Origin of the sequence: Aurantimicrobium minutum (assembly GCF_029892845.1) — a bacterium.
GTDB classification, from domain to species: domain Bacteria; phylum Actinomycetota; class Actinomycetes; order Actinomycetales; family Microbacteriaceae; genus Aurantimicrobium; species Aurantimicrobium minutum_B.
Genome location: NZ_JARXVT010000002.1, coordinates 334,499 through 351,722 on the forward strand (window position 1 = coordinate 334,499; position 17,224 = coordinate 351,722).

A 17,224-nucleotide genomic window follows, 5' to 3' on the forward strand; every position below is an offset into this window, starting at 1 on the left:
TTCCCACTTGGAGTAAGTTTAACCAGAGCTTATATACCTGAGGTTCTAACGCTCTATATCTTATTGTCGCGATCAAAGGGGAAATTGTGGCAAAGTCACTGCTCGAGCAATTGCCAGAAATTGTAAAGAACGGTAAGCGCCAGGCACAACAAATCCTTGAGCAGCTAGAGGGTCAGAATCGCGTAAGCCTGCAGACCCGAGAGCTTGTTGTTCCCTCACGAGACACGACAGCTTTGATTTCTTCGGGGCAGACTCTTGAGGATGTTCCGGAGGAACCCAATCGCTTGATTTATGGCGACAACCTTCTTGCAATGGCAGCGCTTCTCGCAGGTGACGAAAATACACCCTCTATGCGGGGCAAGATTGATCTGATTTATATCGATCCACCATATGACTCGAAGGCAGATTACCGAACCAAGGTTGAGTTACCGGGGGTAGAACTTTCACAAAGACCAAATGTTCTTGAGCAGTTTGCATATTCCGACAGCTGGGCAAATGGGACGGCCTCATATCTGGAATCAATGATTCCTCGTTTGGTTTTAATGCGTGAGTTGTTAGCTGAAACGGGTTCGATCTATGTTCATTTGGATTGGCATGTGGGGCATTACGTAAAAATTGTTATGGACGAGATTTTCGGCAAGGAATTGTTCATTAATGAAATTGTTTGGGCATACACCGGTCCCTCTGCTGTCAGGAGAGCGTTTCCAAGAAAACACGATGTTTTATATCTATATGGAAAATCAAATGATTATTACTTCGCGGGTGATTACATTCCCCACAAAAGCGGCGTTCATAACAGCGGCCAGGTCTTTGGCGCTATAGAAGAAAATCCCGAGGCGATTGAGGCTTTAGAAGCAAGAGGTAAAGCTGTTGAAGACTGGTGGATTGACATCTACACCGTGGATCGTGTTCGCTCTGAGATGGTCGGCTATGCAACTCAAAAACCTACAGGGCTAGTCGAGAGAGTAATAAAGGCGAGCTGTCCTCCTGGTGGAACAGTTGCTGATTTTTACCTTGGCTCGGGTACCACTGCTGCGACAGCAGAAACTATGGGAAGAAAATGGATTGGCTCCGACCTAGGAAAGCCATCTGTAATGGTTTCTCGCAAACGACTTATTGACCAAGACGCAAAACCATTTCTCTACCAAGCCATCGGTGACTACCAAGTAGAACAAGCTAAGAGCACTCTGGGTAAGCGATACAAAGCTGGTGATCTTTCTCGCACAGTTCTAGAAATCTATGGCGCCATGCCTCTCCCTCCAGAGGAAAACACTGGTGGTCAACTTGGTCGCATGGCTGAAGGCAGCGAGCTCATCATTGTCGACAGCCCCTCTCGTGTAACCACTCTCAGCACACTTAAGCGTGCTCAGCAGCTGCGTGACACGAAGATGGGAGGCTTCAAGAGCGTGACGGTCTTGGGCTGGAACTTCTCTGCTGATATTGCCCAGGCTCTAACGAACCTTGGTGATGACCGTCTGAACGTCCGTGTAATCCCCCCAGATCTTCTGGACCGTCTGAAAAAGAAGGGCGTTGCGGGTCTTGCCGGAAACATCCGCTTCTCGACTCTCCAGTTCCTCGAGGCACACCTTGAAGACCGATTCACTTCTGATGCTTCAGAACAACTCACAATTGCTCTAGACAACTATGTGCTTGTTGATCCTCAGGCCATCAACCTTGATGAAGATAATCGTGAGAAGTTACTCAAGGTGATGAATGCAGAGCCATTGGCTCTCATTGAGTATTGGGCTGTTGACCCTGACTATGACGGTGTTGTTTTTCGCTCGCTGTGGCAGGACTATCGAGGCAACACGGAAAATGACAATGATCCTCTCCGGGTCATAGCGGAGGCCAATCTGACAGTTGATCGTCTAGACCGAGCTCGTAAAGTCTGTGTTCGTGCGGTGGATGTCTTCGGCTTTGAATCAGAAGTAGTTCTCGATATTCCGGCGGCAGCACGATGAGTGTTGCACCAGCACTAGACCGATTTCCTCTAGCAGAGGGAATCACACAACGCATTTCAGAGGCAGTACATGAGCTCGTGGAGTCGGGTTCGGGCATCTTTGTGAATGAAGTTTCACCGGTGACGGCAGAGCTTCTGAGGTATTGGTTTCAGCGGGATTACTGCGCACTGCGTTCTGCCAATTTTCATGAGGGTCAGCGCGACGCCATTTTGGCGATTGTCTATGCCCACGAGATTCTGGGCGCAGCAACACTTGCCGAACTCTATAACCAGATAGCGCCGCAGGCCATGTTGTCCGGGGATGTATTAGGGGAAGTAACAGACTCTCGCAACGGCCACCCGAAGTATGCAGCCAAGATGGCCACGGGTACTGGAAAGACCTGGGTGCTCAACGCTTTGATGGTCTGGCAACATTTGAACGCTGTTGCTGCGCCTGAAGATGAACGTTTCACCAGCAATTTTTTGCTTGTTGCACCTGGCCTGATTGTGTATGAACGTCTTCTCGACTCATTCCAAGGTCGCGTGGTGGAAGGTCAACGAGTTTTTGAGACCAGCGATATGTATGGAGTAAAGGACTTGTTTGTTCCTGACACCTATCGCCAACAAGTCTTTGGGTTTATTCAATCTTCCGTTGTAACCAAGAAAGACATTGGTCGGAAGGTTACCGGCTCTGGTGTTATCGCCATCACCAACTGGCACTTGCTTGCTGGTCAAGAAGACCCTGACTTCCTGGATGAAGAATCAGATGAAAATGAGTTCCTTTCTCTTGGTGCCGATATCGACGAAAAGGAAATGGCTCGGGATCTACTCCCACTCAGTCCAGGTGTTGCTGCTGGTAATGCACTTGATGTATTGGACCGGAGACATCGACGTGGAGAAGCCCTCGACTTCTTGAAGGACCTTTCTGGTCTTGTTGTATTTAACGATGAGGCTCACCACATTCACGCCTTGAAAAAGGGCGCAGAAGTCACTGAAGTCGAGTGGCAAAAGAGCCTTCGCGCAATCGCTGCGACTAAGGGTCGCAGATTCATTCAAGTAGATTTTTCAGCAACGCCGTATAACGAAGTGGGCGGAGGAAGAGGGAAAGAATCTTCCAAGAAGTTCTTCCCCCATATTGTTGTGGACTTCGATTTGCGAGCAGCGATGTCCAAAGGGCTGGTTAAGACTCTCCTGCTCGACAAGCGCAAAGAAATAGCTGCGCTTCCGCTCGACTTCAAAGTCGAGCGAGACGAGTCTGGTTCTATCGCGCTTTCTGAAGGCCAAAGAGTGATGCTTCGGGCTGGCCTAAAGAAACTCAGCATCCTGGAAGAGCAATTCGCTGAAACCGATCCAAGCAAGCACCCCAAGATGATGGTGATCTGTGAGGACACAACCGTTGTGCCCTTGGTTGAAGAATTCCTTTATGAAACTGGCATGAGTGAAGAAGATGTGCTCAGTGTCCATTCAGGTAAGAAAGCTGAACTAGGTGAGAAAGAGTGGGCGCCTGTTCGAGAACGACTCTTTGCGCTTGATAGCCACGCTTCCCCGAAGGTTGTGGTGAGCGTACTCATGCTTCGGGAGGGATTTGATGTAAACAACATCTGCGTAGTGGTCCCGCTTCGTTCAGCTGGTTCTTCGATTCTCCTCGAACAGACCATTGGTCGTGGTTTGCGTTTGATGTGGCGCGGTGACAGCGGTATTGATGAGCTCAAGCAGGAAAACCGTTCTCGCATTCGCCAAAAGCTCGAACCCACCAACTATTTCGACATGTTGTTTATTGTGGAACACCCCAACTTTCAGAAGTTCTATGACGAATTAATTTCTGGAGGCCTTGTCGGTGAAATTGGTGACGACGAGCCTGGAACCCGTGCAGCGGGTGATCTTGAACGAATTGGTCTTCGTGATGGATTCGAACGGTATGACTTTGAAGTTCCATTTGTGGTTCGTGACGCTGACGAAGAGATGCGTGCACCCAGTATTGATCCACTCTCACTGTCGAAGTCCAAGTACCCGCTTGATGCTCTTATAGCGGCCATAGGCAAGGGTGACAGCTTCACCTCCGTGGCGGTGGAAACCGGAACACAGTTCGGTGATTACAGAGTAGACGGTGGAGTAATGACTGCTACGGGTTACAACGATTACCTCAGTCGATTAGCAACCCGAATCACGGAGGCGCATACTCGGGCATTCGTAACCACTACTCAGCAATACAACAAGGTTGCTCAATACCCGGTGATGCAGGCGTATAAACCGTTACTTATTGGCTGGCTCAACACATACATTCGCGAACGTTTATTTGGCCAACAGTTTGACCCCATGGAAGCCGAAAACTGGAGGGTATTACTTCTCAAGGATGTTGCTGAAGACATTGCTGGACAATTTGGAACATTGCTTGTGGAACTTCAAGAAAATGTTTCCGTCGATACTGCAGAGGTGATGTATCGCTGGATTTCAGAGGTGTCTGAAATTACAGTTCGAACGAGCGCTTCTGTTGAAGTTACCAAATGTATTTTTGGCTCATTGCCCTACCCCACTAATGGGGGTGGTCTTGAACGTGACTTCATGATCTGGGCAGACTCTGATACCAAAGTTGAGGCGTTCATTAAGCTTCATGAATACAAGCATGACTTCATGCGCCGCCCGTATCTCAAAGCAGACGGAATGCCCGCGCAGTATTCGCCTGATTTTCTTGTACGAACTTCAGATCGTGTCTACGTAGTTGAAACAAAGTCTCAGTCTGGGCTCTCGGATCAAAATGTACTTCGTAAACAGCGCTCAGCAGTGGCGTGGTGCGAACGTATTAATTCTCTTGTACCTGAACAACGAGATAACAGGACCTGGCACTACGTTTTGGCCGGTGAGTCGGGTGTTCGGAACAACTTGAGTAACGGGGCACGTTGTAGTGATTATCTAAACTTCTCTCGCCTCATTGAAGACGACCGAGGAGAAGCGGGACAACTTTTCTAGCGACGGTCATCAACTTCGGGGCGCTTGACCAAATGAAAAGTGTTTCAGGCTAGGGGATCTCCACTCTGCCGTAATCCAGGTCCCCACAGCAATTAAACGTGGTGCAATTCTGCCAGCCGAAGCGGAAAAAGTGAGCAAAGGTAAATGTTGGCAACTGCCAACATTTCTGTTATTTTGTCTTCGGGAGGTACACACATGCAGACCTATTTTTTTGACGTAGAAATCGAAGAACTCGATCGCGAAGACGAGACATGGATTGATTTCTTTGCTACTAGGTCGTTCAGCGCCATGTTTAGCTGGATGGATTTCCAAACCTATCTCTCCTGTGATGTAGAAGCAGAGACCCCAAGTGAAGCCCTTGAAATGGTTTTGACTGAAATTGCAAAGACCGACCTTTCTGTGCTGCGCGTTGTTGTGGATCTCATCGGAGTGCAGGACATCGCAATTGATTACAGTGTTTCTCGCGAAACCGCGAGATTGTGGGCTAATGGTCACCGCCGCAATGGATTCCCCAAGCGCTATACCCAGGTGGGAAACAAGAGTGCGTGGGCTCGCTCTGACGTTCACGCGTGGGCAGTGAAGAACAATCTTGCTCGTGAGGCCACAGAGCAGCCGCTCCCCATCGATGTCGTCGAAATGTTCAATGGAGATCTGGCCAGATCCCGCATAGGGAATGAGCTGCGGCCCGTCACTGTGTCACTGAGTGAATGACCTGTAGGCGCCCGAACTGTCTCAATATTTGCGATAGTTCGGGTTGAAGAGAAATTTTCAGCACAACTGTTCTCAACAAGGCCGATATTTGTTCACCACATTGTTATCGACTAATAGTCTGTTTTTGCTCAGCTAACTGCCAGAATTGCAGTGCGCACCGTTGCGCACCCACCCTCATACATAAGGAGTCATCTTCATGGCTAAGTTCACCTTGCGCAAGGTTGCTGTTGTTGCAGCAATCGCTTCTGTTGCTACCTTCGGTCTTTCTGCATGTGCAACACCTGCACCAGAGCCCACTCAGTCCGCAATCGGTGGAGACATTGTTGCTCCTATCGAAATCAACTACCAGGACATCGATGGCCAGACTCTTGAATTGGTTGTCGGCCAGGTTGTCAACATCAACTACGGCGGCATCAACGATGGCGAAATCGAAGTTGCCATCTCAGACAAGAAGGTCGTCGAGTACTCGGCAGCTTCTTACGAGGACGACACTCAGTTCTCTGCTGGTCTGCTCGCTCTCTCCGGTGGCGAGTCCACCGTGACCTTCACCTTCGCAGGTGAAGACCCCAAGGAACTGAACATTCAGGTTCTCCTCAAGTAATTCACGTACACACGAAAGGGCGTCCCTGCGGGGGCGCCCTTTCTGTATTTTCGGGGAAATATTGCTTTCAGAAAACTACCAGACTACACACAGGTAAATCCCAACTTAAACGAATGGTACAGAGATAACGTTGTCTCAAGAGCAACCCGCTCACACAGCACAAGCTTCACAACCCCAGGAGAAAAGCAGATCATGAAGAACCAGAAGATCATCAAAGTCAGCGCCATCGCAGCCCTCGCAGCAGCAGCTGCATTCAGCCTCAGCGCATGTTCAACTGCAGCGAGCGAAGAATCCAACAGCTCAGAGGAGTCCAGCCAGGTGGTAGCACCCACAATCATTGACGTCGCAACCGCAGACGGACAGACCATTGACATCAGCAACGGCAGCTTCGTGGACATCACCACCGGTGATACCGACCCAGCAGACTGGTCAGCAGTTCTTTCTGACCCTGCAGTTGCAGCCTTCACCGCGGGTGGAAAGTCTGGCGATGCAGTGATGAACCCCGGTCTCCAGGGCACCGCGGCTGGAACCACCACCGTTGAGATGACCAATAAGGCAACCGGCCAGGTCATAACCTTCACCGTCAACGTGAAGTAATAACCCCCAAGAAATACACGCACGGCCTCCAAAAAAGACAACGGCCCTTCCCGAATACGGGAGGGGCCGTTAGCCGTTGAAGAAGTTAGTTCCCTAAAAGCAATTCCCGGAGACGATCAGCGGAATAAACCGTGGCGATAGCGCCTGCTGCTTCAACAGGTGAGCCATAGCCCCACTCCACGATGATGGTGGGCACGTTGTGGGCAGCAGCACCCTCCACGTCATAAATGCGGTCACCGATGAGCACGCTCTGCGAAGTGTCAGCACCTGACTTGGCCAACTCGGAGAGAGCGTGTCCCACCACATGTGCTTTGGACGTGCGAGCGTCGTCTTCAGAAGCACCGGCAATGACGGTGAAGTAGTCAGTGAGGTCAAAGTGATTCAAAATCGCACGAGCTTGGGTCTCAGGCTTACTGGTGGCAATAGCGAGGGGAACTCCTGCATCGCGCAGTGAGTCAAGCAGACCAATCACGCCAGGGAAGATAGCGGAGTCAAAGGCACCTTCACGGCGAAAGTCATTGCGATAAATTGCGAGAGCTTCGCGCGCCTTGTCTTCTGAAAGTCCTGCACGTTCCTGCAGGGAAGACAACAGCGGGGGACCAATGTATGCCATGAACTCGTCGCGGGGAGGAACAGGAAGTCCGAGGTGAGCAAAAGTTGCCGACAGCGCGTCAATGATGCCCGGCGCCGAATCGAGGACAGTCCCATCGAGATCAAAGAGGACAGAGGACCAGGTGCGCGTAACGACAGAATTCATAACTTGGCAAGCATAGGCGTGAAAGCTGAGAACAACCCACAGCGGTTCAGGCTTTTCTCCCTGAAGGGCTAAAACAAACGACCGTGCTTGTCCTCAATGCCCCGCATCTCGTCGTAATCAAGCACCAATGTGCGAATACCGCGGTCTTCAGCCAGGGTCTTGGCCTGGGGCTTAATCTCTTGAGCGGCAAAAACTCCGGTGACGGGAGCAAGGTGAGGGTCACGATTCATCAGCTCGAGATAACGCGTGAGTTGCTCCACGCCATCAATCTCTCCGCGCCGCTTAATTTCCACAGCAACGGAGTTGCCATTCTCATCTCGGGCAAGAATGTCCACGGGCCCGATGGCGGTGAAGTATTCACGGCGAACAAGGGTGTAACCCTCGCCGAGAAGTTCGATGTGGGCGGCAAGAAGTTCTTGCAACTCTGCTTCCACACCGTTCTTGATCAAACCAGGGTCTTCGCCGAGTTCGTGTTCCACGTCGTTGTAAATCTCGTAAATACTCACGACCAGCATGTCTGCGGTCTTGGCATGTGTCACGCGCCAGATCTCCGTCACACCGACATCAGCCTGGTCGGCCTCGGGTTCGTGAGTAGTCAGTGAACAGGGCGGGCTCATCCAGTTCAGTGGCTTATAGGAACCACCATCGGAGTGAATAAGTAGAGAACCGTCTTGTTTGAGCATGAGCACACGGGTTGCCAGAGGCAGATGCGCACTGAGGCGGCCGGCATAGTCAACCGAACATTTAGCAACAACGAGACGCATAAGAATTAGGCTACTTCGCCCGGGCCCAACAACAGCTTCAACAGTTCGGCGTCATTCGAGACTGTTGCCATTGCCCCAGCAAACTCTTTCTCATGGGCATAGCCCCAGCGAACCAACACGGTAGGAATGCCATTGAGGGCAGCGCCATCAGTGTCATAGAAACGATCCCCAATCATGAGGGCGTTCTCGGAGCCTAGCTGGCGGAGAACTTCAGCAATCACAGCAGCTTTGTCACCGCGGTTCTCGTTACCGCCCACGATGGCAGTGAAGTATTCAGTCATTCCGTAGGCATCGCACAGGCGCTCTGCTTCATGCTGGGGCTTGCTGGTAGCCACACCCATCGGGATACCGGCAGTGTGCAGGGTCTTGAGCGTGGAGAGGATCCAGGGAAAGAGGTGCTGGTCTTTCAGACCATCTCGCTCCGAAAGCGACCGGTAATACGCGCGGGATTCATCGATTCGCGCTGTGCCAATAAAGCGCAGCAGAGAGGTTCCGGTGGGAGGACCAATCAAGAACTTGAGTTGGTCGTCGCTGGGTGGGGTCACGTCAAAGTGCAACAGGGTTTCGCGCAGGCGGCGCACAATGGCCACCGCGGAATCCAGCAGAGTGCCATCCATGTCCCAGAGCAAGGGAGTCCAGGGACCTTCTGTTCGCAGCACTGGACCTGGGGTGTAGTCAACCTCCACGGTGGTGGGTGGGTTGTGCACTACCTCGGGATGTTCGCTCATGCGGTGGGGATCCGTTCTTCGCCAATGGTGTTTCCGCCATCAACGGTGATGACCTGTCCGGTGATGTAGCTCGCACCGGGCGAAGCAAGCCACGCAACAGCAGAAGCAATTTCTTCGGCAGTTCCGCTGCGTCCAGCAGGAACAAGGCGGCCTTCGGCTGCCTCAGATTCCAGCTGGCTTCCGGTGGCAATCCATCCGGGAGCCACCGCATTTGCCGTGATGCCATGACGTGCTTCATCCACTGCCAGGCCACGAGTCAAACCAACCATGCCGGCCTTTGCTGCGGCATAGGCGAGATCTCCACGGGTAGCCATGGCAGAGCCCGAGACACTGGTGATGTTAATGATGCGACCCCACTTTGCCGAGCGCATGAAGTGCACGACTGCCTGGGTGGCATGGAACGCCGTGGTGAGGTTCATGCCGAGCGCGTCATTCCACTCGGATGTGCTCATGTCGATACTGCCCTGGGCAATGGTCTCGTCCGAGACAGTGACCATGCCGGCGTTGTTCACCACGATGGTGGGCTGGGCAGAAACATCAGCTAAAGCTTTGACCAAACCAGCAGCACCCTCTTCGGTGTCCAAGCGACACACAATCCCGAGGGCATCGATATCGAGTGCTTCGAGTTCACGCACACGCTCATGAATGCGATCGGTGGTGCCGGTGATGATCACGCGGGCACCGAGCTCACCCAGAGCACGAGCTGAGGCAAAGCCAATGCCTGTTGCACTACCTGCACCGGTCACCAGTGCAGTCTTTCCCTCCAGAGTGAGGGAGCCAGGAAGCTGTGGAAATGACATAACTTCAGGCTACCTAACAGCGAACATGCGAGAAGTGCACCCTGCCAACTTCTAGGCTGGAGGAATGAGTGAAAACACCGCCCTCTCAGGAATCGACATCACCGAGCTGGATGAGAAGGTTCGTCCCCAAGACGACCTCTACCGCCACGTGAACGGCAAGTGGGAAGAGCGCACCCCAATCCCTTCGGACAAGGCTCGCTATGGCTCGTTCCACATCCTCGCTGAGGAAGCAGAGAAGGCCGTCCGCGACATCATCATTGAAGGACAGAACGCCCCTGAAGGTTCTCAGCAGCGCACTGTGGGCGACCTCTACACCAGCTTTATGGACACCGACCTGATCGAATCCCTCGGTGTTGCCCCCATCGAATCACAGCTAGCATTCGCCGGCAACGTTGCCACGATTTCTCAGCTGCTCGACACCGTCGCTCGTCTCGAGCGCCACGGTGTCGGCGGCTTCATGGAACTCTTCGTCGATAACGACCCTGGAAACCCAGAGCGCTACCTCGTCTTCACAGAGCAGGGAGGTCTCAACCTTCCTGATGAGAGCTACTACCGCGAAGAGAAGTTCGCATCAGCACGTGAAGCATATGTTGGGCACATCCAACGCATGTTTGAACTGACGGCGGAGCACCTCCCAACTACAGCTGGTCTCGACAACGCTGCTGTTCGTGCACAGCGCGTCTTTGAACTCGAGACCGCGCTCGCCGCAGCACACTGGGACAACGTGAAAACCCGTGACTCCGTTGCCACCTACAACCCACTGACCTGGGCTGAGGTGAAGGAACTCGTTGCCTCTGGCGCACGTGGCGCGATTGATCTTGAAGCAGTTGTGGGTTCAGACCCCCACGAACACGTTGCAGATCTCGACATCTGGCTCACTGCCCTCGATGCACCTGCCGGCGCACTTGACACCGTTGTTGTCCGCGAGCCCAGCTTCCTCGAAGGACTGGGGGCTTTGCTTATCCAGGAACACCTCGAGGCATGGCGTGACTGGCTCAGCTGGAACATCATTCACTCAGCAGCTCCATTCCTTCCCGCCGCGTTTGTCTCAGAGAACTTTGACTTCTATGGCCGCACCCTCACCGGCACACCAGAACAGCGCGAGCGTTGGAAGCGTGGCGTCTCTTTGGTCGAAGGTTCAATGGGTGAAGCGGTGGGCCGTGTGTATGTGGAACGCCACTTCCCCGAGCGCGCCAAGGCTGAGATGGATGTTCTGGTAGCCAACCTCATTGAGGCTTACCGCGAATCCATTACCAACCTGGACTGGATGAGTGAAGAAACACGTGGCCGTGCCCTGCAGAAGCTGGACAAGTTCACCCCCAAGGTCGGCTACCCCGTCAAGTGGCGCGACTATTCAGCTTTGGTTGTCAGCCCCACTGATCTCGTCGGCAACATGCGCCGCGTTGCGGAGTTCGAGTTTGCTCGTGAGCTCGGCAAGATTGGCAAGCCCATTGACCGCGACGAGTGGTTCATGACCCCTCAGACAGTCAATGCGTATTACAACCCTGGGTTCAACGAGATCGTGTTCCCCGCGGCAATCCTGCAGCCACCTTTCTTCCACCCGGACTGGGACGACGCTGCCAACTACGGCTCCATTGGAGCCGTCATTGGCCACGAAATCGGTCACGGTTTCGATGACCAGGGCTCTCGCTTTGATGGAGATGGTCTACTCACCGACTGGTGGACGGATGCAGACCGTGAAGCTTTCGAGAAGCGCACGAAGTCTCTGATTGATCAATACAACGCACTCTCTCCCAAGCAGGTGCCTGGACACTTTGTGAACGGTGAGCTCACCATTGGTGAAAACATCGGCGACCTAGGTGGTCTCGCTATTGCGTGGAAGGCATATGCCATTTCACTCAAGGGCGAAGAACCCCCTGTGATTGATGGTCTCACCGGCGCTCAGCGTTTCTTTCTGAGCTGGGCACAGTCCTGGCAGCAGAAGGGTCGCGACGAAGAAGTGATCCGACTGCTTGCTATCGATCCCCACTCGCCCAACGAATTCCGTTGCAACCAAATCATCCGCAACATCGATGCGTTCTATGACGCATTCGATGTCCAACCCTCCGATGACCACTGGCTCGACACCGACAAGCGCGTCAGCATCTGGTAGTCCTCGGTAAGATTGCTGGTTATGGCCCCCAGCACTCGTCTTGACTCTGTTATCGCTCTAGCTCAGCACCGCGGCTTTGTTTTCCAAGCCGGTGAGATCTATGGCGGATCCCGTTCTGCATGGGACTACGGCCCATTGGGTGTTGCTCTCAAAGAGAACATCAAGAAGCAGTGGTGGAACTTCATGGTTCAGCGCCGCGACGACGTCGTGGGCTTGGACTCCTCGGTCATTCTTCCCCGCAAGGTGTGGGAAGCATCCGGCCACGTGGAGGTCTTCTCTGACCCTCTGGTTGAATGCACCAGCTGCCACAAGCGTCACCGTGAAGACCACCTCATTGAGGCTTTCGAAGAGCGCAAGGGCCGCGCACCTGAAGGTGGCCTTGCAGGCGTTCCCTGCCCTGACTGTGGCGTGCGAGGAGCATGGACCGAGCCCAAGCCTTTCTCTGGTCTGCTCAAGACCTACCTTGGCCCCGTGGCCGAAGAAGCAGGAATGCACTACCTGCGTCCCGAGACTGCTCAGGGCATCTTTGTGAACTTCGCGAACGTGCTGCAGGCAGCACGTATGAAGCCTCCCTTCGGAATTGGCCAGATCGGTAAGAGCTTCCGTAACGAGATCACACCTGGAAACTTCATCTTCCGCACCCGTGAGTTCGAACAGATGGAGATGGAATTCTTCGTCGAGCCCGGCACGGACGAAGAATGGCACCAGTACTGGATAGACCAGCGCTTCGCCTGGTACGTCGACCTCGGTATTGACCCAGAAAACCTGCGTCTCTACGAACACGCCAAGGAAAAGCTCTCCCACTACTCCAAGCGCACCGTAGATATTGAGTACAAGTTCGGTTTTGCTAGCGGTGAATTTGGTGAGCTCGAAGGTATTGCGAACCGCACCGACTTTGACCTCAAGACCCACTCGGAGCATTCCGGTAAGGATCTCTCCTACTTTGACCAGAACAAGAACGAGCGTTGGACTCCTTACGTCATCGAACCTGCGGCTGGTCTGACTCGCTCGCTTATGGCATTCCTTGTGGACGCCTATGTTGAGGAAGAAGTAGAGACCGCCAAGGGTGGCACAGACAAGCGCACCGTCTTGAAGCTTGACCCACGTCTGGCTCCCATCAAGGCAGCTGTTCTTCCCCTGTCTCGTAATGAGCAGCTCTCGCCCATGGCGAAGGAGCTGGCCGCAGAACTGCGCATGTCCTGGAACATCGACTTCGATGACTCGGGTGCTATCGGTCGCCGTTACCGTCGCCAGGATGAGATCGGCACCCCGTTCTGCATCACCGTTGACTTTGAATCCCTCGAGGACAAGGCAGTGACCGTGCGTCACCGCGACACCATGGCTCAGGAACGTATCCTCATCGAGGACCTGCACATGTATCTCGCACTTGCCCTCAAGGGCGCATAAGTAAGAGGTAGTAATTATGGCCGCAGCAAAGTCAGCGAACCGCTGTGATGTGTTGGCCATTGGCAGTGACCTTGCAGTCTTTGCCGCTGCATTGGATTGTGCACGCATTGGCCTGAAGGTCGATGTCTGGATTCCCAAAGCAGACGAGAACCAAGGCCCTGCCAACTTCTCTCACCGTGGTGGGGTGGTTTCCGAACTTCTGGACGAACTCGGTGTTCCCTATGACATTGTCATCCCCGCACCAGGCGAAGAAGAGCTGTGCGGTATCCCTGCTAACCCGTTCTCCCAACGAGTCAGAAAAGCCCTCGGCTGGAGTGGAGCATGGCGGGTCTACCTCGACCGCATCAAGCCTGTGCTCACCATCGGCACCGAACCGAACTTGGGCAAGCTGGTGCGAAGCCGCATCGGCGAAGCAGCATGTGAGAAGCTGGTCAACCCAGTTGTCCTTGAGCGCTATGGGCTTCCCGCTGAAGAACTGAGCGTGGATGCGGTAGCACCAGGACTTTCTCAAGCAATGACTCGTGGCGGCTCATTGAGCAACGGGATCCTCGAACTTATTGCTGAAGATCCTCGTTCGGTTCAACGCGTTGTGGTTCCTGGCGGCGCTGAAGCAATCACCGCTGCCGCGATTGCCAAGCTCGAATACTTTGCTGCAACCGTGACCCGGGTAACCGACCCCACCAAGAAGCTCGCTACCGGTTACAAGAAAGCAGGCGTTGTGCTCGCGGACTTTGGTGAAGTTGAACTTCCTGAAGGAATCGACACTGAGCGTGTTGCTGAGGTGGGTATTTCTTCCGAGAACCCTGGTTTAGAGCGGGCAATCCCCGCTTCGCAGCATGCTGCTCTGGGCATGCGCAGGGTGCTTCTGAGTGACCCTGAAAAACCTCCCGTTGGGACTCTCAGCTTCGAGGGCTAGGCTAGAACCGCAACATATGCGATTTTTGACATATTGAACGGAAGAAATCATGAAGGGCAAGTTCCTTTTCATTGTGGGTCTAGCTATCGGCTACGTCTTTGGTACTCGTGCAGGACGTAAGCGTTACGAGCAGATCAAGTCCGCTGCCCAGAACATCTGGGAGTCGGAGCCCGTTCAGTGGTCGGTCAAGCAGGCACAGGACGCCGTGGGCGATGTCGCTGAAGAAGCCATCACTGCTGCCAAGCGTGTGATCCACCAGGTCACTGGCGACAAGCCCGTTGCCAAGAAGGAACCGGCGAAGAAGGCTCCAGTAAAGAAGCCCGTCGCACCTCGACCAGCTGCTGAGCCCGTCGCGAAGACTGCTCCTAAGCCTTCCGCGAAGTAATCATGGCAACCGCATCATCTTCTCCTGAGAAGGAGAACACTCAGAAGGAAGAGCGTTCGCTCTTCGCTTTGCTGCGCGATCTGCCCGGCATCCTGATGGATTTGGTTCGTGCAGAGTTTGAACAGCTCAAGCGCGAGATGGCTCGCAAGCTGAAGAGCTTGGGTATTGGCGCAATCCTGATTGTGATTGCCTTGGTGCTGCTCAGCTTCCTCACGTTCACATTGCTGCTGGCTGGCATCTTCGCGCTAGCGCTTGTCATGCCACCCTGGGCAGCAGCGCTCACGGTCTCCGGAATTCTTCTGCTGACGATTCTTGGTCTCATTGGTGCCGCTGCTGTGCAGTTCAAGAAGGGGACTCCTCCTCTTCCCACTGAGACATTCGACAGCGTTGTGAAAGATTCCCACGCATTCAAGGGGGATGACGGCTATGGCCGCTAACTCGAAATTGTCCAAGGTCTCTGAAGAGGAGTTCTTCACCGAGCCTTCCTTCGTCTCCACCTTGAGCAACACTGAATTGCAAGAACACCTTGCCGCTACTCGCGACAAGCTCTCCTCCACCTTGGACGAGCTGGAAGACAAGGCCAATGTTCCCAAGCAGTTGGGTAAGGCTAAGGATCGCCTCCAAGCTCGCTTCACGGTGATGAAAGAAGAGCAGCCACTGCTTCTTCTGGGCATTGGCGTAGGTGCAGTTGCACTTGCTGGCGTGATTATTGCCGGCGTATTCCGCTCAGGTCGCCGATAACCATTTGGTTACAGTCCCACCATTAATGGTGGAAAGCGCTGTTCTCAGTTTGTTGTGTGGCACAACAGTCGGTGACAATAGAAGCGATGTCTTTTACCTCTCCTATTGAGACGCGTCCCCTGTATGGGCACCGCGTACTCGTGCCTCGCGGTGGACCTTGGGGCGACTCTGTCGCATCCGCTCTCCGCGCTAAAGGCGCATCTGCGGTAATTGCACCCATGGTGAACTTCGTCCCCACCGATGACGCCCCCGCTCTCGAAGCAGCACTCAAGGATCTTGCTGCTGGCGAGTTTGACTGGATCACGCTCACCAGCGCCACCACCGTTGATGTACTCATGGCGCACCAGGCAGTCATCCCACCCACCACCAAGGTGGCATGCGTGGGTGAAACCACTGCGACAGCGTTGGCTGCAGCAGGTTACAAAGCAGACTTAGCCCCCAGCGAAGAGAACACTGCACACGGTCTTCTTGAAGAGTGGACGGCAGCGACCGGTGGCGTAATCCCACTCCGGGTGCTGACCTTGCGTTCACAGATTGCTGTTCCTGTGCTCACCGAGGGCTTGATTCGTATTGGCCACAGCGTGAAGTCGATTGTTGCCTATCGCTCTGTCGGTGTTGATGTCGCCGAAGGCGTGATCAACGATGTCCGTAACGGCAAGATCAGTGACATCTTGGTCACCTCTGGTTCGGTGGCAGAACAGATTGCCATTCAGATCGGCGACATTCCCACCAAGACGTTGATCTCAGCAATTGGTCCCCGCACAGCAAAAGACGCTGAAGCATTTGGGCTGCGCATCGATGCAGTGGCAGATGCCATCAACATCGAATCCATGGTCGACCTCTTGGTCGAACGGGCTCTGAGCGTTAAGCCGTAACCTTCGCGTGTTCTTCACAGAACACATCGACTGCTGCACATTCTTCGCAGACAACCATCTGTTCGCGGCACATCTTGTCAGCGCAGTTGATCATGTGGTTTGACTTAGTCCCGCAGCAAACACATGTGCCGATTAGGGCAACGTCAGGAGCGAAGTCGACGGAGATCCGCTTGTCAAAGACATAAAGCGAACCTTCCCAGAGTCCCTGGTTGCCGCGAGCTTCGCCATAGCGAACGATGCCGCCATCGATTTGGTAGATCTCTTTGAAGCCACGAGCCTTCATGATCGGGGTCAAGATCTCGCAGCGAATACCACCGGTGCAGTAAGTCACGATGGGCTTGTCCTTGATGTGGTCATACTTGCCACTTTCAAGTTCACGCACGAAGTCGTGGGTGGTTTTCACGTCAGGAATGATGGCGTTCTTGAAACGGCCAATCTCGGCTTCCCAGGCGTTGCGGCCATCGAAGAAGACAACCTCGTCACCACGTTCTTCAACCAGCGCATCCAGCTCGTGGGGCTTAAGTTTGGTTCCGCCACCGATGATGCCCTTGTGGTTGACCTCAATCTCGTCAGGAACACCGAAGGCCACAATCTCTGATCGTGCCTTCACGCTGAGGCGTGGGAAGTCGAGGCTCTGACCGTTCTCGTCGAGACCGGTTCCGTCACTCCACTTGGCGTCCATCTTTTTGAAGCCGGGGTATTCCTTGGTCTTACGCAGGTACATCTTGACGTTGTCGATGTCTCCACCGACGGTTCCGTTGATGCCGTGCTTAGAGATGAGGATGCGTCCACGCAGGTTCAAGCCTTCGCAGAGGTCGCGCTGCCAGAGACGAACGGCCTCGGGGTCGGCAACGGGTGCGAATGCGTAATATAAAAGAACTTTGGGGACTGCCATGTCTCTAAGGGTACGCGCCTCGGGCAAG

The 17,224-nt window shown here is 53.8% G+C and carries 17 protein-coding genes; 12 read left to right on the forward strand and 5 right to left on the reverse strand.

All coding sequences use genetic code 11. The features are described 5' to 3' along the window. Nucleotides 1-86: 86 nt before the first annotated feature. The 5 genes from M2118_RS04240 (at nucleotide 87) to M2118_RS04260 (ending at nucleotide 6,815) form a co-directional block, all read left to right on the forward strand. A complete protein-coding gene (locus M2118_RS04240; protein WP_280794686.1) occupies nucleotides 87-1,961 on the forward strand; it encodes a DNA methyltransferase in 1,875 nt (624 codons plus the stop codon). Continuing rightward, a complete protein-coding gene (locus M2118_RS04245; protein ID WP_280794687.1) occupies nucleotides 1,958-4,906 on the forward strand; it encodes a DEAD/DEAH box helicase family protein in 2,949 nt (982 codons plus the stop codon). The genes M2118_RS04240 and M2118_RS04245 overlap by 4 nt, the downstream gene beginning before the upstream one ends. Before the next feature lie 195 nt (nucleotides 4,907-5,101). Next, nucleotides 5,102-5,617 carry a hypothetical protein gene (locus tag M2118_RS04250; protein WP_280794688.1) on the forward strand — a complete coding sequence of 172 codons (516 nt, stop codon included), beginning with the start codon at nucleotides 5,102-5,104 and terminating at the stop codon, nucleotides 5,615-5,617. 196 nt (nucleotides 5,618-5,813) lie between these two features. Beyond that, entirely contained in the window at nucleotides 5,814-6,218 is a 405-nt protein-coding gene (locus M2118_RS04255) for a hypothetical protein (RefSeq protein ID WP_280794689.1), read from the forward strand. A gap of 192 nt (nucleotides 6,219-6,410) precedes the next feature. Continuing rightward, nucleotides 6,411-6,815, forward strand: a complete 405-nt coding sequence (locus M2118_RS04260) for a hypothetical protein (RefSeq protein ID WP_280794690.1) — start codon at nucleotides 6,411-6,413, stop codon at nucleotides 6,813-6,815. 85 nt (nucleotides 6,816-6,900) lie between these two features. Here the strand turns inward: M2118_RS04260 and M2118_RS04265 are convergent, their stop codons facing one another. The 4 genes from M2118_RS04265 to M2118_RS04280 all read right to left on the reverse strand — a co-directional run bounded on the left by M2118_RS04265 (nucleotide 6,901) and on the right by M2118_RS04280 (nucleotide 9,864). Further along, the gene (locus M2118_RS04265) at nucleotides 6,901-7,572 is read right to left on the reverse strand and encodes an HAD hydrolase-like protein (RefSeq protein ID WP_280794691.1); all 672 of its coding nucleotides are present in this window, start codon (nucleotides 7,570-7,572) and stop codon (nucleotides 6,901-6,903) included. 68 nt (nucleotides 7,573-7,640) lie between these two features. Then, complete coding sequence (nucS, locus tag M2118_RS04270) at nucleotides 7,641-8,336, reverse strand: endonuclease NucS (RefSeq protein ID WP_280794692.1); 696 nt, start codon at nucleotides 8,334-8,336, stop codon at nucleotides 7,641-7,643. 5 nt (nucleotides 8,337-8,341) lie between these two features. Continuing rightward, nucleotides 8,342-9,064: an HAD hydrolase-like protein gene (locus M2118_RS04275; protein ID WP_280794694.1), complete on the reverse strand. Its 723-nt coding sequence runs from the start codon at nucleotides 9,062-9,064 to the stop codon at nucleotides 8,342-8,344. Next, the gene (locus M2118_RS04280; RefSeq protein WP_280794695.1) at nucleotides 9,061-9,864 is read right to left on the reverse strand and encodes an SDR family NAD(P)-dependent oxidoreductase; all 804 of its coding nucleotides are present in this window, start codon (nucleotides 9,862-9,864) and stop codon (nucleotides 9,061-9,063) included. The genes M2118_RS04275 and M2118_RS04280 overlap by 4 nt, the downstream gene beginning before the upstream one ends. Nucleotides 9,865-9,928: 64 nt before the next feature. Here M2118_RS04280 and M2118_RS04285 point away from each other — a divergent pair, with 64 nt between their 5' ends. From M2118_RS04285 to M2118_RS04315, 7 genes are all read left to right on the forward strand, one after another. Then, entirely contained in the window at nucleotides 9,929-11,977 is a 2,049-nt protein-coding gene (locus M2118_RS04285; protein WP_280794696.1) for a M13 family metallopeptidase, read from the forward strand. Nucleotides 11,978-11,998: 21 nt separating this feature from the next. Then, nucleotides 11,999-13,384, forward strand: coding sequence for a glycine--tRNA ligase (locus M2118_RS04290; RefSeq protein WP_280794697.1), 1,386 nt, complete (start codon nucleotides 11,999-12,001; stop codon nucleotides 13,382-13,384). A 16-nt stretch (nucleotides 13,385-13,400) separates the two neighbouring features. Then, entirely contained in the window at nucleotides 13,401-14,300 is a 900-nt protein-coding gene (locus tag M2118_RS04295) for a hypothetical protein (RefSeq protein ID WP_280794698.1), read from the forward strand. Nucleotides 14,301-14,349: 49 nt separating this feature from the next. After that, nucleotides 14,350-14,685, forward strand: a complete 336-nt coding sequence (locus M2118_RS04300) for a YtxH domain-containing protein (protein WP_280794699.1) — start codon at nucleotides 14,350-14,352, stop codon at nucleotides 14,683-14,685. A 2-nt stretch (nucleotides 14,686-14,687) separates the two neighbouring features. Next, nucleotides 14,688-15,122: a phage holin family protein gene (locus tag M2118_RS04305; protein ID WP_280794700.1), complete on the forward strand. Its 435-nt coding sequence runs from the start codon at nucleotides 14,688-14,690 to the stop codon at nucleotides 15,120-15,122. Next, entirely contained in the window at nucleotides 15,112-15,426 is a 315-nt protein-coding gene (locus M2118_RS04310; protein WP_280794701.1) for a DUF3618 domain-containing protein, read from the forward strand. The genes M2118_RS04305 and M2118_RS04310 overlap by 11 nt, the downstream gene beginning before the upstream one ends. Before the next feature lie 86 nt (nucleotides 15,427-15,512). Further along, nucleotides 15,513-16,301, forward strand: a complete 789-nt coding sequence (locus M2118_RS04315) for a uroporphyrinogen-III synthase (protein WP_280794702.1) — start codon at nucleotides 15,513-15,515, stop codon at nucleotides 16,299-16,301. On the opposite strand, the gene M2118_RS04320 is transcribed toward M2118_RS04315, so the two are convergent. Beyond that, nucleotides 16,291-17,196 (reverse strand): rhodanese-related sulfurtransferase, encoded by a 906-nt coding sequence (locus M2118_RS04320; RefSeq protein ID WP_280794703.1) that lies wholly within the window; start codon nucleotides 17,194-17,196, stop codon nucleotides 16,291-16,293. The two genes, M2118_RS04315 and M2118_RS04320, sit on opposite strands and share 11 nt — an antisense overlap. Nucleotides 17,197-17,224 lie beyond the last annotated feature (28 nt).